This is a genomic window from Flavobacterium algoris (assembly GCF_048158525.1).
GTDB classification, from domain to species: Bacteria; Bacteroidota; Bacteroidia; order Flavobacteriales; family Flavobacteriaceae; genus Flavobacterium; species Flavobacterium algoris.
Genome location: NZ_JBLNKT010000042.1, coordinates 1 through 26695, shown reverse-complemented (window position 1 = coordinate 26695; position 26695 = coordinate 1). Strand labels below are relative to the sequence as shown.

The following is a 26695-nucleotide window of genomic DNA, read 5'->3' as shown; positions in this document are numbered from 1 at the left end:
TTGTTTTACAGCGGTCCGACGTGTTTGGCTTTCAGCCTCGGTTCGTCGCCTTTCTTTAATCTGGACTCGTTTCAGATTCTATTAAATCCTATTCATGTATTTGAATAGGATTTTTTTTTGACTTAACTTTTTTAGAATAATGAAGAAAGAGTCAAGGATTAGTTGTAAAAGGTCATTTGAATGAGTTAAATAAATATTAATTTATTATGCTTAAGTTCTTGTTCAGACTTATTTTATAACATTAAATTGTATTTTTGTTGAACTATATAAAAATACAATATGAAAAAAATTATTTTGTTTCTGACATTTATTATGTCTTTAAATATGCAGGCTCAAGAACGACCAAAATTAGTTGTTGGTATTGTTGTAGATCAAATGAAGATGGAATATTTATATCGTTTTTCGGATGATTTTTCGCCTACCGGTTTTAAAAGATTAATGAATAATGGATATACTTTCCAAAATATGCATTATAATTACATGCCTACTTATACAGCCCCTGGGCATGCCTCTATTTATACTGGTACTACTCCTTCAACACATGGAATTGTAGGAAATGAATGGTTTAGCAGAAGTCTGGGTAAAGAAATGTATTGCACCGACGATGCATCAGTAAAAACAATTGGAGACGGTACAGACAAAGAAGGTGAAATGTCTCCAAAGAATTTACAGAGTACAACTATCACGGATGAATTGCGATTAGCTACAAATTTTAAAGGAAAAGTTATTGGAATGAGTCTAAAAGACCGTGGTGCTATTTTACCTGCGGGACATTTTGCAAATTGGGCTTTTTGGTTTAGTAAAACTGGAGCCTTTATTTCTAGTTCTTTTTATGGGTCAGCATTACCGGATTGGGTTACACAATTCAATCAAGAAAAAAAGTATATGCCTTATATAACTAAAGGTTGGGATTTACTTAAACCTGCAGCAACTTATAACGAAAGTCTCCCAGATAATAATCCTTATGAGGGAAAATTGTATAATAGTACTGCGCCTGTATTTCCATACAATTTAAAAGATATGTATGATAAAAATGACGCAGGAGTAATTCGTTCTACCCCATTTGGCAATAACCTTTTGGCCGAATTTGCCATGAAAGCAATTGAAAAAGAAGAATTAGGAAAAGATAACATTACCGATTTCCTGACCGTTAGTTTTTCTTCCACTGATTATGTAGGTCATTTACTTGGGCCTAGATCAATTGAGTTACAAGATACTTATTTGCGTTTAGATCAGACCATAGCAGATTTTTTAGCTTATTTAGATAAAACGGTGGGGAAAGACAATTATTTGCTTTTTCTTACTGCAGATCATGCAGGAGCTGAAAACGTAAACTATCTTAGAGATAATAAATACAATGTAAAAAGTGTCAATCCAAAAGATATTATTAAAGGATTGAAAGACTTTTCTATTGCGAGTTTTGGACAGGATTTAATTTTAAATTATTCTAATTTCAATCTTTACTTTAATAAAGATATTATTAAGTCTAAAGGACTTGATTTGGTTAAAGTTAAGCAGTCTTTCAAAGACTATTTAATGACACAGGAACAAGTTAAAAGAGTCTACACTGAAGAAGAAATTCTGGGTTCTACCGGAAATGATTATTATCTTAATTTTATAACAAAAGGTTATGATGCAACACAAGATGGAGATCTAGTTATTCTCGACAAAGCTGCTTATATAGAATACCAAGGTACGGGAACATCTCATGGTACTCCTTATAGCTATGATACGCATGTGCCATTGCTTTTTTATGGTTGGCATGTTAAGCATGGCGAATCATTTGCGAAGAAATATATCACACAAATTGCACCTACGATTGCCCAAAAAATTAAAATTCCTTTTCCAAATGGAACGGAAGCTAATGTTTTGGAAGAAGTTTTAGAAAATAAATAAGTTCTAACTATATATTTAATGAAAAATCCCATCTCATGTTTTAAACGAGATGGGATTTTTATTTTTACTTAAACAGTCGCAACGATTTGCAATGGAATTTGATTTTTTAATAAATCTTCAAAGGTTTCATGTGCACGTATTAAATGTCCTTCCCCTTTTAACCACAATACCTCTGCTGGTTTGTATCTTGAATTATAATTAGAAGCCATAGAAAAACAATAGGCTCCTGCATTTCTAAAACATAAAATATCGCCTTCTTTTATTTCGGATATTCTTCTATTATTTGCGAAAGTATCTGTTTCACAAATGTATCCCACAACGGAATAAAAACGTTCTTTTCCTTTTGGGTGTGAAATGTTTTCAATATGATGTTGTGAACCATAAAACATTGGTCGTATTAAGTGATTAAAACCACTATCTATTCCTGCAAAAACGGTTGACGTAGTTTGTTTTACCACATTAACTTTGGCTAAAAAGAAACCTGCTTCACTTACTAGAAATTTTCCAGGTTCAAATATTAATGTCAATTCTTTACCGTATTCTACACAAAAAGCATTGAATCTTTTCGAAAGTTTCTTTCCTAATTCTTCAATATCGGTTTCAATGTCATCTTTTTTGTAGGGTACTTTAAAACCACTTCCGAAGTCCAAAAATTCAAGATTTTTGAAGTTTTTTGCGGCATCAAATAAGATCTCCGCTGCATATAAAAATACTTCTATGTCAAGAATATCAGAACCCGTATGCATGTGGATACCTACAATGTTCATTTTTGTATTCTCAACAATACGAACCAAATGGGGCAATTGATGAACAGAAATGCCAAATTTACTATCGATGTGACCAACCGATATATTTGCATTACCCCCTGCCATTACGTGAGGATTGATACGGATACAAACAGGGACAGATGGATATTTTGTGCCAAATTGCTCTAAAATGGATAAGTTATCTATATTTATTTGGACACCCATAGCAGAAACTTCTTCAATTTCCTCCAAAGAAACGCCATTAGGTGTATAGAATATTTTTTCAGGCTCATATCCTGCATGAAGTCCTAACAATACTTCTTGAATAGATACGGTGTCTAAACCAGACCCCATTTCTTTTAATAATTGAAGAATGGCTACATTTGAAAGTGCCTTCATTGCATAATTAATGCGCAACTTATCTACTTTTGAAAAAGCTTTTGTTAATCTATTGTATTGAGATTGTATTTTTTCAGCGTCATAAACATATATCGGACTACCGAATTGTTCTGCTAATTGTAATAAGTCTTTTCCTTGCATTTTGATTCTATTTTTAGGCAAATTTATTATTCTTTATCAATACAACCAAATAAAAGTATGGGTTTTAACAAATTATAACAAAATGTTATAATTACAACATTTAATGTTATTTATTTGTTTTTTATAACTTTTATAAACTAAAAATCCCTTGATAAAAATATTTATCAAGGGATTTTGTGGAATTATTCTTTTTATTATAAACTAGGTAAATCACCAGTACCTTTAGTTGGTAAATTGGTGAAACCCATTAAATAATTATCTACTTCTCTAGCGGCTTCACGACCTTCAGATATTGCCCAAACAATTAGGGATTGTCCTCTTCTCATATCACCAGCAGTAAATATATGAGGAACATTTGTTTGATAATTAGTTGCTTTGTAGTTACTTCTAAAATCTACTTCCAATCCTAATTGATCACTTAATGTTTTTTCAGGACCTGTAAATCCAAGTGCTAATAAAGCTAAATCACAAGGCCATATTTTTTCTGATCCTTCTTTTTCTATCAATTCCGGTCTTTGTCCCGGTGTCATTTTCCAAGCTACTTCAACGGTTTTCAATCCAGTTAATTCACCTTTTTCATTAGAAATGAATTCTTTGGTATTGATTAACCAGTTTCTGTCACAACCTTCTTCATGAGAAGAGGAAGTTTTTAATTGTAAAGGCCAAAATGGCCAAGGAGTAGTTTCACTTCTTCCAACTGGTGGTTTTGGTAAAATTTCAAAATTAGTAACTGATTTTGCACCGTGTCGGTTTGAAGTTCCAACACAATCTGATCCAGTATCTCCACCACCAATAACGATAACATCTTTACCAGTTGCTTTGATTTGGTCTGGAATAGATTCGCCGTATACTACTTTAGTTTGTTGTGTTAAAAAATCCATAGCCTGAACAACTCCTTTACTTTCAATCCCTTTTGTTGGTAAGCTTCTTCTTTCAGTTGCCCCACCGCATAAAACGATTGAATCAAAAGAATTTAATTCTTCAATACTGAAATTTACACCAACGTTTACATTGGTTTTAAATACAATTCCTTCCGCTTCCAGAATAGCCACACGTCTATCAATAATTCCTTTTTCTAATTTAAAATTTGGAATTCCGTAACGTAATAAACCACCAATAGCATTGTCTCTTTCAAAAACGGTAACGGTATGTCCCGCACGATTTAATTGTTGTGCAGCTGCTAAACCAGCAGGACCAGAGCCTATTACAGCTACGGTTTTGCCTGTTCTTGTCGCTGGAATTTGTGGTTTTATCCATCCTTCTGCGAAACCTCTTTCAACAATATTTTTTTCAATATTTTCAATGGCTACTGGTTCACTGATTATACCTAAAACGCATGATTTTTCACATGGCGCAGGACATAAACGACCTGTAAATTCTGGAAAATTGTTTGTTGATTGCAAAATCTCCAATGCACTTTCCCATTCCTCTTGATGTACCATGTCATTAAAATCAGGAATCAAATTTCCTAACGGACATGCACTGTGACAAAAAGGAATCCCACAATCCATACATCTTGAACCTTGTTCTTTGATTTTATCTTTTGCTAACGGAATTGTAAACTCATTATAGTTTGATACACGTTCTACAACAGCTATATTATTTTCGTCAGTTCTACTATATTCTTTAAATCCACCTATCTTACCCATGACTATGCTATTAGTTCTTCTATTTGCTTTTCTTCTGCTAATCTTTTCAATGCTTTTTTGTAATCTGTTGGCATCACTTTAATAAAGTGTTTTTGTTGATTTTCCCAATCAGCCAAAATTCTTTTTGCCAATGGACTATTGGTGTACATAGAATGATTTTTAATTAAACGTCTCAGTTTAGTTATGTCGTCATCTTCTAATGTTTCAAAAGCAACCATCTCCATATTACATAAAGTGTCGTCGAATTTTTTATTTGGATCAAAAACATAAGCAATACCACCACTCATACCTGCGGCAAAATTCCTTCCAGTTTTTCCTAGAACCACTACGGTTCCGCCCGTCATATACTCGCATCCATGATCTCCAATTCCTTCCACAACTGCTGTTGCTCCAGAATTTCTAACACCAAAACGTTCTCCAGCCATACCGTTGATATACGCTTCACCAGTAATTGCTCCGTAAAGGGCAACGTTACCAATGATGATGTTTTCCTCTGGTTTGAATGTTGCAGTAGGAGGGACTTTGATAATTAATTTAGCACCTGAGAGTCCTTTTCCTAAATAATCATTACAGTTTCCATGAATTTTGAATGACAAACCATTTGTTGCAAAAGCACCAAAACTTTGTCCGGCAGAACCTTCAAAATCAACTAAAATCGTGTCTTCAGGTAAACCTTGTGCACCATATATTTTTGAAATCTCATTACTTAATATCGCACCTACAGAACGATCCGTATTTTTAATATCAAAAGTAACTCTTGTTTTTTCTTTTCTATAAATAGAAGGAATAGCCGCTTTTATGATTTCAAAATCAAGTACATTATCCAAAGCATGGTCTTGAGTAGTTGTATTATGATTTGGAACTACTTTAGCTTTTTCTGGTTTATATAAAATAGTAGATAAATCTAATCCACTAGCTTTATAATGTTTGATAGCTTTGTTGACATTCAATTTTTGAGATTGCCCCACCATTTCTTTAAGTGTTCTAAAACCTAATTGCGCCATGATTTCTCTTAACTCTTCAGCTATAAAATACATGAAGTTAATGATATGCTCCGGCGTTCCTTTGAAATTTTTTCTCAATTCAGGATCCTGTGTAGCGATACCAACTGGACAGGTATTCAAGTGACACGCTCGCATCATAATACATCCAGAAGCTACTAAAGGCGCTGTTGCAAAACCAAATTCTTCCGCTCCAAGTAAAGCCGCAATAGCGACATCACGTCCTGTTTTTAATTGTCCGTCACATTCTAAGACCACACGACTTCTTAAATCATTTAAGATTAAAGTTTGTTGTGCTTCGGCAAGTCCAAGTTCCCAAGGAATACCTGTATGTTGTAGTGAAGTTAATGGTGCAGCACCGGTTCCTCCATCGTATCCTGAAATCAAAATTACATCTGCTTTTGCTTTAGCAACACCAGCAGCAATTGTTCCAACACCTACTTCAGAAACTAACTTAACGTTAATACGTGCTTCACGATTGGCATTTTTTAAATCAAAAATCAATTGCGATAAATCTTCAATAGAGTAAATATCGTGATGTGGCGGAGGCGAAATTAGTCCAACATATGGCGTTGAATTTCTTACAGCGGCAATCCACGGCACTACTTTTTCTCCCGGTAATTGACCACCTTCTCCAGGTTTTGCACCTTGAGCCATTTTTATTTGAATCTCTTTGGCACTTGTCAAATAGTTGATAGATACACCAAATCTCCCTGAAGCCACTTGTTTAATGGCACTATTTCTAGAATCACCATTCAAGTCTTTTTGGAAACGTTTTGAATCTTCTCCACCTTCTCCAGAATTACTTTTTCCACCAATTCTATTCATGGCAATTGCCAAGTTTTCATGGGCTTCCTGGCTGATTGATCCATAAGACATGGCTCCAGTTTTGAATTTTTTCACAATTTCGGTCCAAGGCTCTACTTCGTCAATAGAAATTGGGTCCAAATTATTGAATTCAAATAAACCTCTAATAGTCATTAGGTTTTTACTTTGGTCATTCACCATATTGGAGTATTCCTTATAACTTTCCGGACTGTTTAATCGAACAGCCTGTTGTAATTTAGAAATTGTTGTTGGGTTAAACATATGTTTTTCCCCAGTTCTTCTCCATCGGTAGACACCTCCAATTTCAAGCGGCAATAAATTGGCCACTTTTGAATTTGGGAAAGCTTTTTGATATCTTTTTTTGATTTCTTTTTCTACTTCATTTAATCCAATTCCTTCAATTCTAGAAGGGGTGTATGGGAAATATTTAGAAGTGAATGTTTTATTTAATCCTAAAATTTCAAAAATTTGGGCCGCTCTATAGGAATGTAAAGTAGAGATACCAATTTTGTTCATGATTTTAAGGATTCCTTTTGCAATCGCTTTATTATAATTTTTGATAGCATAATCCGCTTTTATACCAGTAATAAAACCTTGATTTACTTGGTCATGAATGATTTCATTTACCATGTAAGGATTTATTGCGCTTGCACCATAACCAAATAATAAGGCAAAATGATGGGGTTCGCGTGGTTCAGCAGATTCAATTATGATTCCAAATTTTGAACGAACTTGTAGAATATTTAGGGAATGATGAATGTATGAACAAGCCAATAACATTGGTATTGGAGCCATTTTTTCGCTTACACCCCTGTCAGAAATGATTACGATATTACATCCTTCTGAAACCGCTTTAAACGTAGCTTTAACAGCTCTTTCCAAAGCGCGTTCCAATCCATTTACTCCTTTTTCGATATCATATAAAGTAGAAATTGTAACCGATTTGAAATCGATATGATCAATATTTCGTATTTTATCTAAATCCTCATTCGAAATAACTGGATTTTGGATTTTTAATTTCTTACAATGTTTAGGATCTACATCAAAAATATTATAATCTCCACCAATTGCTAAACTGATATCAGTAATGATTTCTTCACGAATACCATCCAAAGGTGGATTTGTAACCTGAGCAAATAACTGTTTGAAATAGTTATATAAAAGTTGTGGTTGATCTGACAAAACCGCTAACGGAGTATCATTACCCATAGAACTTAAGGCTTCATTGCCTTGCGCTCCCATTGGGTTTATGATTGTTTTTAAATCCTCGATAGTATAACCAAATAAACGTTGTCTTGTTTCAAAGTCTACGTTTTCGGTTGGTATTGGATTATTAGTATAAGGAATTTGAGCTAATTGCAATAAATTCTCATCCAACCATTTTTTGTACGGACGTTTTGTGGCGATAGCATTTTTTATCTCATCATCTTCGATGATTCTACCTTCATTCATGTCTACCAAAAACATTTTTCCTGGTTCTAAACGACCGTGTTGAATTACATCTTCGGGTTTGATATCAAGAACACCAATTTCTGAAGACATAATTACGAAACCGCTTTTTGTCAAGGTATAACGAGAAGGTCTCAAACCATTTCTATCCAATAAGGCACCAATAACGTTACCATCAGTAAAAGGAATAGAAGCTGGACCATCCCAAGGTTCCATGATACAAGCATTGTATTCGTAAAATGCTTTTTTCTCTTCCGACATGGTTTGGTGTTTTTCCCAAGCTTCAGGAACCACCATCATCATTGCTTCCGGTAAAGAACGTCCGGTCATCAATAACAATTCGACAACCATATCCATAGAAGCTGAATCTGATTTTCCTTCTAATATAATAGGGAATAATTTTTTCAAATCATCACCAAAAACATCACTTTGCATCAATTCTTCACGAGCACGCATTCTGCTTATGTTTCCACGAAGCGTATTGATTTCTCCATTATGACACATGTATCTAAATGGTTGTGCTAATTCCCATGAAGGAAACGTATTTGTAGAAAAGCGCTGGTGAACCAAAGCTAATCGGGTAACTAAATCAGTATCAGATAAATCAGTATAGTAGCGGCTAATGTCTTCCGGCATCAACAATCCTTTATAGATAATAGTAGTTGTTGAAAAACTAGAAAAATAGAACATGTGACTTTCTGAAGTTCTTGAATTTCTTATCGTATGTTCTGCAATTTTTCTCGCAGCAAACATTTTAGCGTTAAATTGTTGTTCCGTAAGGTCCAATCCGTTTTTGCTAACAAATACTTGTTTTACAGTTGGTTCTTTTTCAGCTGCTATTTGTCCTAAATTAGTAATATCAACCGGAACATCTCTCCATCCCAGAATTTCTAAATTTTGATTGCGTATAGAATCCTCAAAAGTGGTTTTACAAAAAGCGACTTGGTTTATACTTTTAGGCATAAAAACCATTCCCACTGCGTATTGTCTCGCTTCAGGAATTTCAAAATCACATACTTTCTTAAAAAATATATGAGGGATGTCAAATAGAATTCCTGCTCCATCTCCAGTTCTTCCATCGGCACTTACAGCTCCACGATGCTCTAGTTTTATTAAGATATCTAGTGCTTTATGGATAATATCATTAGACTTAATTCCATTCAAATTACAAATAAATCCTGCGCCACAATTATCATGTTCAAATTCGGGCAAATAAAGGCCTTGTTCTTTAACTTTCATGCTTAATATTTTTTTTACAAAATTAAAGATTTAGTAACATATAATGAATACAAAAGCCAAAATGAGCGTATTTTTACAGTAATAGTAGAAAAAGGTTCTATAAATCACAATAATTGTATTTAAACAGAGTTGAATTGATTTTTCTATAAAAAGAAAACCGATTAAAAGGGTCTAAGTCAATAATTTTGGAAGAATTATTTTACTGAAGAATCGTGTTGTAGAATTATAACAAAATGTTTGTTATTTTTTATATTTTTTGCTTCGCTTATTAGTTACCGCGAAATATACGAATTAAGGGGTACATTTAATAGAAAAAAATAGCAGTTAAGTTTAATTTTGCTATTTTTGTGCCACTTTTATTCTGAAATAAATTCAGAATCCAGACAAATTCTATATTATGAACATACACGAATATCAAGGAAAAGAGATTTTAGCTAGCTACGGGGTTCGCATTCAACGCGGAATCGTTGCTAATAGTCCAGTAGAAGCCGTTGCTGCTGCAAAACAATTAACTACCGAAACCGGTACAAGTTGGTATGTAGTAAAAGCCCAAGTTCATGCAGGTGGACGTGGTAAAGGTGGTGGAGTTAAACTTGCCAAAAATTTACAACAAGTAGAAGAAATTGCTGAACAAATTATCGGAATGCAATTGGTAACGCCTCAAACTTCTGCTGAAGGTAAAAAAGTACATAAAGTTTTAATCGCTGAAGATGTTTATTATCCTGGTGAAAGTGAAACTTCTGAGTTTTATGTTTCTGTTTTATTGAATAGAGCAACAGGTCGTAACATGATTATGTATTCTACAGAAGGTGGAATGGATATTGAAGAAGTTGCGGAACACACCCCACATTTAATTTTTACTGAAGAAATTGATCCTTCTGTTGGATTACAAGGTTTTCAAGCAAGAAGAATTGCTTTTAACTTAGGTCTTTCTGGAAATGCGTTCAAAGAAATGGTGAAATTCATCGACTCATTATACAATGCATATATTGGTTCTGATGCATCAATGTTTGAAATCAACCCGGTTTTAAAAACATCTGATAATAAAATTATGGCTGTAGATGCTAAAGTAAATATCGATGATAATGCTTTATACAGACAAAAGAAATATGCTGATATGCGTGACGTTCGTGAGGAAAACCCAATCGAAGTGGAAGCAAAAGAAGTAGGTTTAAACTATGTAGATCTTGACGGTACAGTAGGATGTATGGTGAACGGAGCTGGTTTGGCTATGGCAACTATGGATTTAATAAAGTATGCTGGTTTTGAGCCTGCTAACTTCCTTGACGTAGGTGGAACTGCTGATGCAAAACGTGTTGAAACTGCTTTCCGTATTATCTTAAAAGATCAAAACGTAAAAGCAATTTTGATTAATATTTTTGGAGGAATTGTTCGTTGTGACCGTGTGGCGCAAGGAGTTGTTGATGCTTACAAAAATATGGGTGATGCTATTAAAGTACCAATCATTGTTCGTTTACAAGGTACTAATGCGGCTATTGCAAAAGAATTAATTGATAATTCAGGAATGCCAATTTTATCTGCTGTTGAATTTCAAGAAGCAGCGGATCAAGTAAAAGCGGCCCTTTCTTAATATGCTATTTTGTAGAGACGCACTGCGGTGCGTCTTTAATCATAACAAAAATCCTGAGTGAAAGCTCAGGATTTTTTGTGTTTTTAGAACTTTGGATTAATTGCTATGGAAACATATTTGATAGTAATTTTTTAAAAGCGTGTCTCTTTATAGTTTGATTTTTTGATATTAAATAAATCATAAAATAAATGAAAGTACAAATTGTAGTGCTTGCAATTATTATCTTTACTAGTGTAAAAAATCTTTTTTAAATACTATGAAACTTCATTTACAAAATAATTTTATAACTGAATTGCCTGCTGATCCAAATGAAAACAATGCACCAAGACAGGTAGAGCAAGCTTTCTATTCGTATGTATTACCCAAAACACCCTCAAATCCTTCCCTAATTCATGTTTCAAAAGAGGTAGCAAATGCTATTGGCCTTTCTCCTGAAGATATACTTTCAACTGATTTTTTAAATGTTTTTTCTGGAAGCACCGTTTATCCGGAAACAAAACCATTTGCCTTGTGTTACGCCGGACATCAATTTGGCAACTGGGCAGGACAATTAGGAGACGGTCGTGCGATCAATCTTACCGAAGTCGTTCATGACGATAAAACATACACTTTGCAATTAAAAGGCGCAGGGCCTACACCATATTCCCGAACAGCGGATGGTTTTGCAGTTTTACGATCTTCCATTCGAGAGTATTTGTGTGCTGAAGCGATGCATTATTTGGGTGTCCCTACCACACGTTCGCTTTCGTTAATGCTTTCTGGCGATCAAGTATTGCGTGATGTTTTGTACAATGGAAATCCTGCCTACGAAAAAGGCGCGATTGTTTGTAGAGTGGCTCCATCTTTTATTCGTTTTGGTAGCTTTGAATTGTTTTCTTCTCGAAAAGATTATGTTAATCTCAAATTATTAGCTGATTTCACCATCAAACATCATTTTCCTCACATTCAAGGAGAAGGTGTCGAAAAATATCTGGACTTTTTTCAAGAAGTTACCCAAACGACACTCAAGATGATACTGCATTGGCAACGTGTAGGTTTTGTTCATGGCGTTATGAATACTGATAATATGTCTATTCACGGCATCACAATTGATTACGGCCCTTACGGTTGGTTGGAAGATTACAACTCTAATTGGACTCCCAATACAACCGATAACCAACATAAAAGATACCGTTTTGGCAATCAACCTGAAATTGCGCTGTGGAATTTGTATCAATTGGCCAATGCTTTGTTTCCTTTGATAAAGGAAGCGAAACCGCTGGAAACTATTTTAGATGCTTTTAGTACGGATTACGAAAAAGAGTATTTGAATATGATGCAAAATAAGCTTGGTTTTCAAATCAAAAAAGAACAAGATACCGTTTTGATTCAGAGTTTGACTCAATTGCTGGAACAAGTAGAAACCGATATGACGATTTTCTTTAGAAATCTGGGGAATGTTACTAAAGCAGATGATGCAACAACAGCTTTCTATACAATAAAAGATGCGTTCTATAACGAAAAGGATTTGAATGAAACGATCTTGAAAGATTGGCACGACTGGTTTGAGAAGTATACTATTCGAATCAAAGAAGAAACGCTGTTAGATACTGAAAGAAAAGAGCAAATGAATAGCGTAAATCCAAAATACGTATTGCGAAATTATATGGCGCAGTTGTGTATTGATGATGCAGATAAGGGAGATTATTCGCTGCTAAAGGAGTTATTTGAAATGCTTAAAAATCCCTACGATGAGCAGCCAAATTTTCAAAAATGGTTTGCCAAAAGACCGGATTGGGCCCGAGATAAAGTGGGGTGTTCTATGTTAAGCTGTAGTTCTTAAAGTGTTTTTTTGATAGAATATTATATATACTAAAAATCCTGAACTCTCGTTCAGGATTTTCTTAATTTATAGATTTATCGTAGAGAGGCTTCAGTGCCTCTCTACATATTTACGATTTTTTATTCTTACCGAAATTAAATTTCACTTTTTCCACTATTTGAACTTTTGGAGCTCCTTTTGAAAATTGTTTTTTGAACGGTTTCTTTGCAGCAGGCTTCGATTTTGAAGGTGCTTCGTCGCCTCTTGATTTTTCTTCGTCTCTTGGTTTTGCCTTAAATTCGGGTCTGTCTTTAGCTCCTTCTTTTGCAGGAATTTGCGCTTTGTGTTTGGCTAAAACATCGTTTGGATTTTTTGGATTTTCTTTCGTTCCACGCAAGTGAATTACTAAAGCGTTTAGGAAATTACGCAACACTTGGTCACCACATTCCATATAATTTTCATGTTTTTCATCACGGAAAAAAGCACCCAATTCTGATTTAGTGATTCTAAAATCTACTAATTCTAATATTTCAACTATTTGATCGTCACGCAACATTAATGCTACGCGAAGTTTTTTAAAGATATCGTTATTTGTCATCATATTCTAATTTTCTACAAAGGTACGGTTTAAAAGCAATTGCACCACAATTTTAGATTTAGAAATGGTTTTGGTTCAGAATTTGAATTATTTTATCCAAATCTTCTTTTTTGTGATTGGCAGTAATAACAATTCGATTTAAATCTTTAGTGTCAGTCGGGTATTTAAAATTGGTTACAATAATTTTATTCGAAGTGAAAATTTCATTTATTCCTTCAATTTCAGGATAAATTAAAGGGTAATTTGGATCAAAATCAATTGCTTTTTTTTTAATTAAATGAGCTTCTACATAATTCAAATTGTCTTTTAATTTTTGATGCTGTTGCAAATAAATCGCTGCCGCATCAGCCATAGTTTGTACAAATGCCGCATTCATTCCGGCACTGGAAACAAAAGTATCGTGAACGGTCATTTGATTAATAAATTCAGAGTCGCTGGCAATTACGCCTCCCGTCAATCCGAAAGCTTTACCCAAAGACGCTATCATGATTTTTCTTTTAATATTGGGAAGATCAATATTCGAATAAATCCCGCAACCATTCGTCCCTAAAATTCCAAGCGAATGGGATTCGTCTACAATCAAAGTTATTTCTTTATTGGACGGAATTAAATTTAGAACTGAAAGATCGATTGGTTTTACATGAAAAGAAGGAACAGCATCGGTTAGAATCGTAATTTTTTCAGGTACGTTATCCAGCAAACGAGGATTTAATTCATTTCCAATAAAAAAAGGAATACTATTTATCGCTTTGATGGCAGTGTGTGTATCCGGAAAATGAAAAAATAAATCCGTTTCAGGTGTTAATGCTTCAACAACTAATTTTCCTGCTAACATGCCAGAAGAAAGGGTAAGAGCTGCATCCGCTTTGACGAAATTGGCTAAAAATCGTTCGCCGTTTTCGTAGGCGGTCAGTTGAATATTGGCACTTCTCGAACTTCCGTAAGCGGTTCCCCATTGTAAAATATTTTGAATAAGCAGTTTTTGGAATTCAGGATGTGTTGGTAAACCCAAATAAGCTGTTCCGCCAAAATACAAATAGTCTTCATTGTCGATTTCTATTGTTCGATCTGGAAATTGGTTGACTTTCATTTAAAATTACATTAAAGTTACACCCGTACCATTTAAGTCGGAATAGGTTATTTTTCCAAAATCGATGGTTACACCAGTTGCAATATCTTCTGCCAAAAGCAGTGCGCCGTCCATATCTACATAGTCCAATTGCGGCAATAAATGCGCAATCGCGGATATTCCCACAGTTGATTCGGTCATACAACCCACCATCGTTTTTAAACCTAATTTCTTGGCTTCCTCAATCATGCGTCTCCCGGGAGTTAATCCGCCACATTTTACTAATTTGATATTTACGCCATGAAAATGATGGTGACATTTGGCCACATCTTCTTCTATGATGCAACTTTCGTCGGCTATAATCGGTAAAACCGAATGTTTGAAAACTTCCTTGTGTCCTTCCCAATGGTCCGCTTTCATGGGTTGTTCCAAGAATTCAACGCCTAATTTTTTTAACTCGACTGCATTATTTATGGTTTCTTCCACTCCCCAACCACAATTGGCATCAATTCTAAAAATGGCATTCGTATGTTTTCGAAGTTCTGTAACAATGGCAATATCTTCTTTGGTTCCCAATTTTATTTTATAAATCGGCCACGGCAATTCCTTCATTTTAGCGACCATTTTTTCTATGGAAGCTATACCAATAGTATAATCGGTCAATGGATTTTTATCGATGGAATAATTCCATAACTCGTACAATTTCTTTCCTTTTTTTCGAGCATACAAATCAGTATACGCCATATCCAAAGCGCACAAAGCAAACATATCGTCTTTTAAATACGGATGAATTTTTGTCCAAAATTCTTCGGGTGTTAGATTTGTTGTAGTTTCAATTAGGGAACGAATTTTTTCTAAATCCTGCATCATCACCGGAACGGTTGTCTTGTAATACGGATTAGAAGTTGCTTCGCCAAAACCGGAAAAACCGTCAAGTTGCAATTCCACGATCAAAGAAGGCTGAAAGTCAATTGATTCTCTAGAAATGGTAAATGTATGTTTTAATTTGAGGTTGTATTCTCTTAAGATTAGTTCCATTTGAATCTGATTTATTTAATAACCAAGCCATAACACTGCTTTCACAAAACCATCACGCCACAATTTTTCATTGTGTTGCCCGCCTTTTACGATTTTCTTTTCATTCAAATTGAGGCAATAACATCGTTTAGTATTAATTAGGTGTTCCATCTTATTGAGGTCAACAATCATAGAATCATCGTCACCTTCCTTATCTCCGCAAAGGAAATAATATTTTGTTTTTTGCTTTTTATTTTTTTCTTCTAATTCGAAAATTTCTTTGCGGTTAATCCAAAAAGCGGGTGAAAAGATACCGGCTTTACCAAACACTTCAGGATATTTTAAAGTAGCGTAAAAGGAAGTCAAACCACCCAAAGAACTTCCCATAATTAGGGTATTTTTCTTCTTCGGTTTGGTTCTATAAGTCTCGTCAATTTTTGGTTTCAACGTTTTTACAATGAATTCTAAATAATCAGCTGCTTTTCCACCACCATATTTTTCGTTTTTAAAAGGGGTTAGTTCCTCTAAACGTTTGTCATTTCCGTGTTCGATTCCTATGACAATGACTTGTGCATTGAGACTGTCCAATTTTTCATCAACATTCCATTCCCCAGAATAGGAAGTTTTAGCATCAAATAGATTTTGGGCATCGTGCATGTATATCACGGAATATCTCTTTTTAGAATTTAAGTAATTTTTAGGTAGATATACCCAGATTTTCTTTACCGTTTTAAGTTGTGGCGCCTCTATAGTAAACGTAGAAACTTGTTTTGATATAGTGCTTTGTTGAGCTATTGTATTTGTAAATGTAAAAAGTAGTACAAGAATAAGGGGAAGTCGTTTAATCATTAAGTTATAATTTGTAATTTAATTTGGAAGGAATTTTTTAGCTAAAAATAGTAATTATTTTTATAATTTGATTTTGAATAAAATTATAATTGATGAACTTTTATTAAAATAAAGGTCTTGTTCTAGAAATCAAATTCATTAAGTGATTGATCTCTACTTTTATTTCGAATATATTGTTATTTATTGCTATCGAATGATAGGAGAAGTACTTCCCAAATTACTATCGTTCCAGTACTCGAATTTTGTTTATTTGTTAAAGTTTCATTTTACTGTGTTTTTTTATTTGGTTTAAATGTTTGATAATCTGATTTATATTTTTTTTATTTCTATTTTTCTTATATTTCGTTAATTCGTGCCAATATTGAAATTATTTACTGGCACAGTTATTGGATTTCGCAATAGTAGTTACTAATTAATATTTTGAAAAGATGAAAAAAATAAAGTTACTCGCATTATTAGGTATAGCCTTTTTTGCCACAAGCGCAATAAATGCACAGGTATCGTTTGGTTTAAATGTTGGACTTCCTACAGTAGTAGTATCAGGTCATTATGAGAGAGGGTATGCCCCTCAAAGAGTTTACAAAGAATATTACGATAATGATAGGGTCTACTGTAATCCTGGACGATATGAGAACCGGAGAGATTATGATAGGAGAAGATACGAAGCACAAAGAAGGTTTGAAGCGCAAAGAAGATATGAAGCGCAACAAAGATACGAAGCACAAAGAAGATATGAAGAAAGAGATAATCATGGACATTGCGATAACGATGAGTACGATGATTAATTACTTTTAAATTAAAATAGAAAAGAGAGAGAATCAAAATTGATTCTCTCTCTTTTTTGTATTTCCTATAGTTGTTCAAAAACAATATGAAAATCTATAAAAGAGGTCTAATTAGTGACCAATTTTTTGTATTTTAATTTAAAAGAGATATTTTAGCAAAAAATAATTTCATGGATACTTACGAAGAAAAAAGGAGTTTACTTTTAGAGATGATTGCGTTTTCTACTGTTGATGGACAATTGCATAAGAGGGAATATGAATTTTTGTTTATTGTTGCCAATGAGTTAAATATTGAAAAAGGAGGATTCAATGATTTGTTTCACCAAGAACTACCAAAATTACCAATCAAAACTGAGTTTCAACGTATCCAACAATTTTACAGATTGGCTTTATTAATGCATAGTGATGGTATTTTACACAAAAAAGAAGCTGTTGCTATACAACAAATAGCAATTGATATGGGACTTAATCCGGAGGCAACTAAACGTATTCTTAAGTTAATGAAGGAGGCACCAAATGCAATTATTAATGCCGAAGTCTTATTAAATGTTTTTCAGGAACAGCAAAACTAAATTAATTGTTCCTGCAGTCTCTTAATGTCGTCTCGTAGTTTTGCTGCCTGCATAAAATCTAATTCTTTAGCCGCTTTCTCCATTGATTTGCGTTTTTCCCTGATAGTTTTTTCAATTTCAGATTTTGATAAATATAAATTTTCAGGTTCCGCAGCAGTATTCAAAGTATAACCTAATTCATAATCAGCTAGAGGATTTTTAGTAAAGGCACTCTCTATTTTTTTATTTAAGGCTTGGGGCACTAAATTATTTTCAGTATTGTAATTAATTTGTTTGGATCTGCGGTAATTGGTTTCATCAATGGTTTTTTGCATACTGGCCGTGATTTTATCAGCATACATAATCGCTTTTCCATTTAAGTTTCGTGCTGCACGACCAATTGTTTGCGTAAGCGAACGATGACTTCGCAAAAAACCTTCCTTATCTGCATCTAAAATTGCCACCAAAGAAACTTCCGGTAAATCTAAACCCTCACGAAGTAAATTCACACCAATTAATACATCGAAAATTCCTTTTCGCAAATCTTGCATGATTTCTATTCGTTCCAATGTGTCTACTTCAGAGTGAATATAGCGACAGCGAATATTGACTTTGGTTAAATATTTAGCTAATTCTTCAGCCATTCTTTTGGTTAAAGTAGTCACTAAAACCCGTTCGTCAATTTCTGCTCGAACCTGAATCTCTTCAATTAAATCATCAATTTGATTTAAACTTGGTCGGATTTCGATGATTGGATCCAATAATCCTGTCGGACGAATTACCTGCTCGACAACGACACCTTCCGTTTTTTGCAATTCATAATCTGCTGGCGTTGCCGAAACGTAAATAACCTGGTTTTGCATCGCTTCAAATTCTTCAAACTTCAAAGGACGATTGTCCATCGCAGCCGGAAGTCGGAAACCATATTCCACTAAATTTTCTTTTCGGCTTCTGTCCCCGCCATACATGGCGCTAACTTGAGAAAGTGTGACGTGGCTTTCGTCCACCACCATCAAATAATCTTTAGGGAAATAATCCAATAAACAAAAAGGTCTTGTTCCAGGTAAACGACCGTCAAGGTAACGGGAATAATTTTCAATTCCGGAGCAATAACCAAGTTCGCGAATCATTTCCAAATCAAAATTGGTACGTTCTTCCAATCGTTTTGCTTCCAAATGTTTACCTATTTCCTTGAAATAATCGACCTGTTTTACCAAATCCTGTTGGATTTCCCAAATTGCACCTTGTAAAACATCTGGTGAAGTCACAAACATATTGGCTGGATAAATCGTCAGTTTGTCATATTTTTCAAGAACTTTAGAATTTTTTGTGTCGAAACTTTCAATTTCTTCGATTTCATCACCAAAGAAATGAACTCGATAAGCCTCATCTGCATAACTAGGATACACATCTACTGTATCTCCTTTTATTCTGAAACTTCCGGGGTTAAAATCGGCTTCAGTTCTGGAATATAAACTTTGCACTAGTTGATGCAATAATTTGGTTCGGGAGATGATTTGTCCTTTCTCAATCGGAATCAAATTTTTCTGAAATTCGATAGGATTTCCAATACCGTACAAACAGGAAACCGACGCCACTACTAAAATATCTCTTCGTCCGGAAAGTAACGAAGCAGTGGTTGACATTCGCATTTTTTCCAGTTCTTCATTGATGGATAAATCCTTCTCAATGAAAACACCGGTTACGGGCATAAAAGCTTCGGGCTGGTAATAATCGTAATAAGAAACGAAATATTCCACCGCATTATTTGGGAAAAATTGCTTGAATTCCGAGTATAGTTGTGCTGCCAAAGTTTTATTGTGTGCCAAAACTAATGTTGGCCTTTGTACTTCCTGAATCACATTGGCCACGGTAAATGTTTTGCCAGATCCGGTAACTCCTAATAAAGTTTGGAATTTATCACCATCAATAATCCCTTGAGTCAATTTTTCAATCGCTTGAGGTTGGTCGCCCTTAGGCTGGTAATCCGATACTACTTGGAAATTCATTTAAAACAAAGACAAAGGTTAAGAGAAACAAAGGTACAAAGTTTGGATTCTTTTTTCACCAAAGTTTAAGCCAAAAAAAAACCATCAACAAAAGTTGATGGCTTTCCGTAATATAAAATGTTTTTCTAGAAGCTGAAACTTAATCTGGCAAAAACAAAACGACCGTTTTGACCAAATTGAGATGTGTTTCTTGAATATACAAATTGATTTGCATTAGACAAATCGATTGAATTGTTTGAAGATGTAGTTGTTGAATAAATAACAGCTCCATTCGCATCAACTCCAGAAGCTCTTTTTGCAATTGTTTGAGGTCCTAAATTGAAAGTTGGATAAATATCAAAAATGTTATTTGCTCCTACAACAATTTTTGTTGCATTAGTAATTTTAAATCCTACAGACAAATCAGTAATGATTTTCGCTGCCCATACTGGATGTTCGTTTTCAACTGCTTGATTATTTACAACAATAGCATTGATAGTTCCATCATTATTTGCATCAGCAATGTTCGGGTCAGTTACTTTACCAAAATAGACGTTTCTCAAGAAGAAATCGAATTTTTTGTAAGAAAGTGAATTTGTTAAATTAGCTTTAACTCTTGGCACTGCTTCTTGAAGATAAATTCTTGAAGATTCAGAATAGTATCTGTTTATTTGACCTGCTGCTTCTAATATAGGTGATGCATGGATGTCGCCTACTTTTTGGGTATTAGAAATGGTACCAGACAAATCAGTTTTTAAAGATAAACCTTCACCTAAACTTATTTTATGGCTAATTACAACATCAATTCCTTTTGATTCCGTGTCAATTGCATTAGCAAAGAAAGTTGCTGCAGTTGCTCCAGCGGCATCAAAGTATGGTTTTGTAACAGCATTAGAAGTAAATTGATCGGTAAGAACTACTCTGTCATTAATTTTTACAATATAAGCATCGGCAGTTAAAGTAAGATTAGCAGCTGGTATTTTTGCAGTAAATCCAATACTGGCACTTTTAGATTCTTCTTGTTTTAATGTTGGAATTCCCAAAGCTTTTGCTACTGGAGAGTCATTGCTGAATGTTCCAACTTCAAATGGAACACCACCTACGAATTGTGTAGCTGTTGAATTAAAATAGATTTGGTGTAATGATGGCGCTCTAAATCCGGTTGAAACAGCACCACGTAAATTGATGTTATCTGTTAATTTATAACGAGATGCAACTTTGAAATTAGTTGTATTTCCAAAATCAGAATAATTCTCAAAACGAACTGCTCCATTAACTAACCATTTGTCAGTAAGATCTAATTCTAAATCAGTATAAACGGCATAACTGTTACGTCCTTTGTCAATAGCATTTGCTGGTCTGAAACCTGGGAATACTTGTGCTCCACCTGGTCTTGTAGATCCATAAAAGTCAGTAACTTTAATGTTAGCAGGAGTTGTCCCAGTAACTACGGCTCCATTGATGTCATATAGGTTATATGAATTTGGCTCACCTGCATTGATAGTGAAGTTTTCATGTCTGTATTCCGCACCAAATGCTACATTTAATCCTTTTAATACATCAAATTTTCTGTTTATATCAAAATTGGTTGTATTTTGAGAGAAACCTAAGCCACCGGCATCAAATTGAGTAGCAGATTTTTCTCTTAAGGAAGCATTAACGGTGTTTTCGATATTATAGTCAAAAGTGTTTTTTCCAAAAGTATTACTTAAATCAAAATTCCAATTTTCGAATAAAAGACCTCTAAGACCAGCAGCTACAGATACATCGCCGATTGTAGAATGAATCTCTGGTAAAAACCCATTTGGATATAAACCGGTATATGATCTAGCTTGATTTGGTTTTCTGTAAAAACCGGCAGCTTCTCCAGTTCTATAACTAGTTCCGCCAAAAGCATACACTTCCAATTTATCATTGATTGGATAAGCTGCGTTCAAAAAGAATTGGGCACTTTTTAAAGAAGATTGTCCTACTTTCATATTAAAATCTTTTCTTTCAAGACCTCTGTAGTCTAATTCTCCTTGGGTAGCATCAAAATTTAATGCTGTTTGCATTTGAGAAATAGTCGCAGCACCAGTTATAGCAGTTTGTTGCGCCGTTGTAAAATAACCTACTTGTGGAGCGTACGTTTTAATACTTGAAAGTATTTGTGCCGTATTTGGAGTATTAGTAATGTTTCCAAAAAGAGCATTAATATTAGTTCCAGCTTCTGCAGCTCTTTGTTCAACTGCGTTATAGGCATTGAATAAATTACCAGTCACATCTTTTGCTCTGCTAGTGGCATCTCTAAGTTGAAAGCTCGCGGTTGCATTGATAAAACTTTTCTCTTTACCTAGACCTGTTCCGTAGTTTAAGTCTAATTGGTAATTACCACCATCAATACCACCATCGTGGTCATTAGCGCCTTTTGAAAGATTTCCTCCTCCAAAAAGAGCAACATCTAATTTATTGGTATTTTTCTTTACATTAATATTGATTACACCTGCAATAGCATCAGAACCATATTGTGCGGAAGCTCCATCTCTTAATACTTCGATTTTTTCGATTGCAAAAGCAGGAATTGCATTTAAATCCGTTCCTACAGATCCTCGTCCTGGGGATCCATTAATATTTACTAAAGAAGAAGTATGTCTTCTTTTTCCGTTAACCAATACCAATACTTGATCTGGTCCTAAACCTCTTAATTGTGCAGGGTCAATATGATCCGTTCCATCAGCTACAGTTGTAGTGTTTGATGTAAACGATGGTGCAACCATGTTCAAAATTTGATTTAAGTTAACTTGAGGACCTTGTGAAGCAATCTCTTTCATGCTGATTACATCAATTGGCACAGCAGATTCGGTTACCGTTCTGGTAGGATTACGTGAACCTATTACAACAACATCCTGCAGTGTTTCTCCACTTCCTGTTAAAGTAACATTTACAATGTTTCCATTTACAGTTACCGATTTAGTTTCTAAACCCACATAAGAAAATTGTAAAACATCTCCCATTTGAGCAGTAATAGTATAATTTCCATCTGCATCAGTCGTAGTTCCTTTTGTAGTCCCTTTTACAAGAATTGTTACACCCGGTAAAGGTTGTCCACCATCATCAACTACACGACCTTTAATGATTTCAGCTGCTATATTTCCATTTAGAGTTGACATAAGGTCTCCATTCGTGCCCACTTTTTGGATTCCTTGCTTTTGTAAAACAATTTGATTGCTTATTTCAGTATAATTAATTTTAAGTGGTTTCAAAATACGGGTAAGTACACTTGATAATGCTTCATTATTAGCAGAAACACTCACTTTTTGATTAAATTGTGCCATTCTCGAATTATACGAAAATTTTACATTTGCCAATTTTTCAAGTTTAGTTAACGCTGAATCTAAGTTTAAATCGGTTAGGGTAATAGTTACCTTTGTATCCAATTTTCTTTGTCCTCTGATATTATTCGCTATTGTAACGCTTGAAAAAACAAGGGCTAAAACAAATTGAAATAAGGTTATTTTCATGATTCGAAAGAGTAATCGTTGTTTAAGGACGGTTTTTTTCATAATTTTGGTTTGTGTTTGTTAATATTCTTTTGTTTGGTTATTGAGAACGCAACAATTACTCTTTACAGAGAGGTAATTGATTTAATTCAAGGCGTCGGGAATGTTACAGCATTTTCGGCGCTTTTTTGTTTAAGTACTTTAATTCATAGGCTAAATAGGGTTAGTTGCATCCATCTGATATAATAATTATTTGGTTTCCATTCATTTCATAACTGCTATTGTTTCCAAGACTTTTACAGATAATTTTGAGTTTTTCTGATAAAGGTTGGTCTCCCAAAGATGTGGTAAGATAACAGTCTTTTAATTTTTCCTGAGGAAAATCAATTTTCACCAAATAAGCTTGCTCAATGGTTTTGAAAATTTGGGTAACAGGAATATCTGTAAATTCAAATCGCAATTGTTCAATATTGCTCGTAGAATGACTTAAAGATTCATCTTGCGTTATATCTGTAATTTTATTAAAAATTAAATTTTTACGCACGAATCGTAAGGCCTGATTGGGTAATAATACAATCAATTCGTCTTTTGCGTTTGCAATTAACTGGTTTGATCTTACCTTAACTTTACCGGTACGAACTACCACTTCTATATTTGGCTGATTAGCGTATGCTTTTATTTTAAAACTAGTTCCAACTACTTTAGTGACAATTTCATTAGCAAAGACAAAAAATGGTTTCTGAGGATTTTTACTGATTTCAAAAAAACCTTCACCAGATAAGTAAACCTTTCTCTCATTACCCACAAAAATTTTTGGATAACTCAATTTGCTATTGGGTTGTAATAATACGGAACTACCATCTGATAATGTTATTATTTGAGGTTTGTCGGAATTATTAGTTTGCTCAACCAGACCCTCATCATTTTCATTGATCAGTTCATTGTATGTAAGCACCGAATTTTTAGTGCCAGAATGGTGGTTGTAAAACCAACCGGATAAAAGACCTATAACTAAAATAGCAGCTACTCTTTTAAACCATTGGTTTTTCCAAAGTTTTATAACTGGTTGTGCTACTGCATTTTTATTTTCTTCTTTTGTTTCAATTTTCATCCAAGTAGCTTCTAATGCGTTTTGAACGTGCTCAGAAGATAAGTCAGTATCTGGAGTTTTCATTGCTAACAGCCATAAACGGGCTTCTTCGACCAATTTAGCACGACTGGAGTTTTCTAAAGTCCATTCTTCCCAGTTTTGTTGGTCGTCTTTGAAACACACCCATAGATGGAATGATTCATCGGCTAAAAAGTCTTCTATTTCAGTATAATTGTTACGGTGTTGCATCAAAAAAAAGGTTACAATTATATAGAGGACAGTTTTTTTACTGGATACTCACTAAATTCTAATTTTTTTTGATTTTATTTTTTGAAACCTAAAAGACAGTTGATAATAGCAGGAAAATAAGGGAAATACTTCCTTTCCAATCTTTGCGCAGGTATAATAAAGCACGATGTAAAAGATTGTTTGCTGATTGATAATTAATATCAAGCGTATGTGCTATTTGATCTACAGTAAGTTCCTGGTTGTAGCGAAGATATAAGGCTTCTTTTTGGCGAGAAGGCAAATTATTAATTAGTTGATTGAGATGTGAAACTTTGTCAGCAGTTATCTCATCGGCAATGAGATGATGTTCTATAGAAAAATCAAATAAAAATTTAATGGAATCTATGGAAGTACTTACACGAAAAATACGATCACGTTCTTGTAATCGTGTGATTCGTTTACGAACACTTGCTAGTAAGTATGCTTTTACTACAACTGAATCATTTAGTTTATTTCTATAAACCCAAATATCTGTAAAAACATCTTGTACGCAATCCTGCACCTTTTCAGGAAATGGAATAAATGAATTTCCATAACGAACTAAATGGGAATAATGCTTTTTAAAAAGTATTGAAAAAGCTTTTTCATCCCCTTTTTTTAGATTACTCCAAAGTATGGAGTCATCTTGTGTTTCGGTATGTAGTAGTTGCCTTTTCACAATTTAGTTTGGATTAGTTCATTTTTTTAATGCTAAATAACATTTGAATTGCTATAAAAAAGGATAATAAAGAGGTTCTTTTTTGTTCCTTTTGAATGTTTTTTTATTTAAAAATAAATGTTTTGTTGCTAATAATTTAATAAATAGTAAAAGAGTATCCTATTGATTATCTATGATTTTCTTAGCAAACTTACGTAAAAATATGTAAAAATTCATTTGTAGGCTTGAAAATATAAAGAAATTTGATTTTTCGCAAATATTTATATGTTTTTTTTTTGAAAATATTTTTTTAGAAGTTTAATTATTGATTTAATAATAGAAGTTTTTTATTGATGCTCCATTTAAATAAACAATTTTGTGAATAACGAAAAACAACATACCAATAAGTAATGAGTAGTATCGTTTGGAATGATTTAAAAGTATTTAAAAGCGCTTTTAAATTCTAAAATTTCCAGGCTTTCTGTTGTGCTCCGCTCAAAAAAGTCCAGGCTACAATTCGGCTTGTTTTTTGGCCTTGAGCCATGTCAATTGTTTTTACTTCAACTGCGCTAACTTTGTTTAATGTTTTATAAATACTAGATAAATTCTCTTTTTTGGAAACCAAAGTCGTAAACCACAAACAGTTCATAGGATATTTAGCACTTTCGTAAATCATTTGAGTCAGGAAACCTATTTCACCACCTTCATACCATAATTCAGTATTTTGACCACCAAAATTCAATACCGGATTTTTAGTTCGGGTATTTTCTAAATTGTTGATTTTTCTTATGGAAGATTTTGTGGCTTCTTCTTTTGAATTATGAAAGGGAGGATTACAAATGGTAAAGGTAAATTTATCCTCGGGTGTAATTATGTTTTTAAAAATAAAGCGACTTTCAGTTTGTAATTGCAGGCTTATGACATCCATAAGATTTGGATTGTCTTGGATGATTTTTTTGCAATTTTGGATTGCTTTTTCATCAATATCGGTTCCTACAAAGCTCCATCCGTAAGTCGAATTTCCTATTATTGGATAAATACAGTTGGCGCCTATACCAATATCTAAACCTTGAACCGTTTCTCCTTCAGGGATAATTCCGTTATTGCTTGAAGCTAATAAATCAGCGATATAATGAATGTAATCTGCTCTACCAGGAATGGGTGGGCAAAGGTAATTTTTAGGAATATCCCAATCTTGGATTTCGTAATGAGTTACCAATAAGGCTTTATTTAGCGACTTGACAGCTTCGGGATTACTAAAGTCAATGGTTTCTATATTGTGCTCATTGACAGAAACAAAAAACTTTAATTCAGGACAATTTTTGATTAATTGTTCAAAATCGTATCCAAATCGATCTAGATTTCTAGGATGTAAATTCGTTTTTTCGGTAATCGCTGTTTGTTTTATTTTTTCCATTTCGGCGCAAAGATAGACAATCTTTTTTTGTCAAATTACAGTAAGTGGTATAGAACGTTTTTTTATCATTAATTGTCCCGTCCTGAAATAGCGATACACAAAAAAGATCGTTATGGAAGAAAACATAAATTATGTAAAACGCACCCAACGCGATTACAGTATGTCTTTAAAGCTTCAAATTGTTAGA

Annotated in this window: 17 protein-coding genes; 5 read left to right on the top strand and 12 right to left on the bottom strand. The window is 33.9% G+C overall.

What is annotated here, in order from left to right:
• Nucleotides 1–279 precede the first annotated feature (279 nt).
• Nucleotides 280–1896, top strand: a complete 1617-nt coding sequence (pafA, locus tag ACM55I_RS15520) for an alkaline phosphatase PafA (RefSeq protein ID WP_416847743.1) — start codon at nt 280–282, stop codon at nt 1894–1896.
• Nucleotides 1897–1964: 68 nt separating this feature from the next.
• Here the strand turns inward: pafA and lysA are convergent, their stop codons facing one another.
• From lysA to gltB, 3 genes are all read right to left on the bottom strand, one after another.
• The gene (gene lysA / locus ACM55I_RS15515; protein ID WP_416847742.1) at nt 1965–3182 is read right to left on the bottom strand and encodes a diaminopimelate decarboxylase; all 1218 of its coding nucleotides are present in this window, start codon (nt 3180–3182) and stop codon (nt 1965–1967) included.
• Between the two features lie 194 nt (nt 3183–3376).
• Nucleotides 3377–4831 carry a glutamate synthase subunit beta gene (locus ACM55I_RS15510; RefSeq protein ID WP_416847741.1) on the bottom strand — a complete coding sequence of 485 codons (1455 nt, stop codon included), beginning with the start codon at nt 4829–4831 and terminating at the stop codon, nt 3377–3379.
• Nucleotides 4832–4833: 2 nt separating this feature from the next.
• Entirely contained in the window at nt 4834–9348 is a 4515-nt protein-coding gene (gene gltB / locus ACM55I_RS15505) for a glutamate synthase large subunit (protein WP_416847740.1), read from the bottom strand.
• A 397-nt stretch (nt 9349–9745) separates the two neighbouring features.
• On the opposite strand from gltB, the gene sucC reads away from it, so the two are divergent.
• Together sucC and ACM55I_RS15495 are read left to right on the top strand one after the other, a co-directional pair.
• On the top strand, nt 9746–10939 hold the full coding sequence (sucC, locus tag ACM55I_RS15500; RefSeq protein ID WP_143388717.1) for an ADP-forming succinate--CoA ligase subunit beta: 1194 nt from the start codon (nt 9746–9748) through the stop codon (nt 10937–10939).
• 256 nt (nt 10940–11195) lie between these two features.
• The gene (locus tag ACM55I_RS15495; protein WP_416847739.1) at nt 11196–12761 is read left to right on the top strand and encodes a protein adenylyltransferase SelO; all 1566 of its coding nucleotides are present in this window, start codon (nt 11196–11198) and stop codon (nt 12759–12761) included.
• 109 nt (nt 12762–12870) lie between these two features.
• Here ACM55I_RS15495 and ACM55I_RS15490 read toward each other — a convergent pair whose 3' ends face one another.
• From ACM55I_RS15490 to ACM55I_RS15475, 4 genes are read right to left on the bottom strand one after another with little or no spacing between them, the layout of a single operon-like run.
• Entirely contained in the window at nt 12871–13338 is a 468-nt protein-coding gene (locus tag ACM55I_RS15490; RefSeq protein ID WP_416847745.1) for a DUF1456 family protein, read from the bottom strand.
• A 58-nt stretch (nt 13339–13396) separates the two neighbouring features.
• The gene (locus tag ACM55I_RS15485; RefSeq protein WP_416847738.1) at nt 13397–14428 is read right to left on the bottom strand and encodes an aminotransferase class I/II-fold pyridoxal phosphate-dependent enzyme; all 1032 of its coding nucleotides are present in this window, start codon (nt 14426–14428) and stop codon (nt 13397–13399) included.
• Nucleotides 14429–14434: 6 nt separating this feature from the next.
• Complete coding sequence (locus ACM55I_RS15480; protein WP_416847737.1) at nt 14435–15445, bottom strand: dipeptide epimerase; 1011 nt, start codon at nt 15443–15445, stop codon at nt 14435–14437.
• A gap of 15 nt (nt 15446–15460) precedes the next feature.
• Nucleotides 15461–16273: an alpha/beta hydrolase gene (locus tag ACM55I_RS15475; RefSeq protein ID WP_416847736.1), complete on the bottom strand. Its 813-nt coding sequence runs from the start codon at nt 16271–16273 to the stop codon at nt 15461–15463.
• Between the two features lie 428 nt (nt 16274–16701).
• Between ACM55I_RS15475 and ACM55I_RS15470 the strand changes: the two genes are divergently transcribed.
• A complete protein-coding gene (locus tag ACM55I_RS15470) occupies nt 16702–17058 on the top strand; it encodes a hypothetical protein (RefSeq protein WP_416847735.1) in 357 nt (118 codons plus the stop codon).
• A 170-nt stretch (nt 17059–17228) separates the two neighbouring features.
• Nucleotides 17229–17630, top strand: a complete 402-nt coding sequence (locus tag ACM55I_RS15465) for an excinuclease ABC subunit B (RefSeq protein WP_416847734.1) — start codon at nt 17229–17231, stop codon at nt 17628–17630.
• On the opposite strand, the gene uvrB is transcribed toward ACM55I_RS15465, so the two are convergent.
• The 5 genes from uvrB to rlmF form a co-directional block, all read right to left on the bottom strand.
• Nucleotides 17627–19618 carry an excinuclease ABC subunit UvrB gene (uvrB, locus tag ACM55I_RS15460; protein ID WP_416847733.1) on the bottom strand — a complete coding sequence of 664 codons (1992 nt, stop codon included), beginning with the start codon at nt 19616–19618 and terminating at the stop codon, nt 17627–17629. The two genes, ACM55I_RS15465 and uvrB, sit on opposite strands and share 4 nt — an antisense overlap.
• Before the next feature lie 125 nt (nt 19619–19743).
• On the bottom strand, nt 19744–22746 hold the full coding sequence (locus ACM55I_RS15455) for a TonB-dependent receptor (protein WP_416847744.1): 3003 nt from the start codon (nt 22744–22746) through the stop codon (nt 19744–19746).
• 553 nt (nt 22747–23299) lie between these two features.
• Entirely contained in the window at nt 23300–24415 is a 1116-nt protein-coding gene (locus ACM55I_RS15450) for a FecR family protein (protein ID WP_416847732.1), read from the bottom strand.
• Nucleotides 24416–24503: 88 nt separating this feature from the next.
• Entirely contained in the window at nt 24504–25112 is a 609-nt protein-coding gene (locus ACM55I_RS15445) for an RNA polymerase sigma factor (RefSeq protein WP_416847731.1), read from the bottom strand.
• 442 nt (nt 25113–25554) lie between these two features.
• A complete protein-coding gene (gene rlmF / locus ACM55I_RS15440; RefSeq protein WP_416847730.1) occupies nt 25555–26508 on the bottom strand; it encodes a 23S rRNA (adenine(1618)-N(6))-methyltransferase RlmF in 954 nt (317 codons plus the stop codon).
• Nucleotides 26509–26695 lie beyond the last annotated feature (187 nt).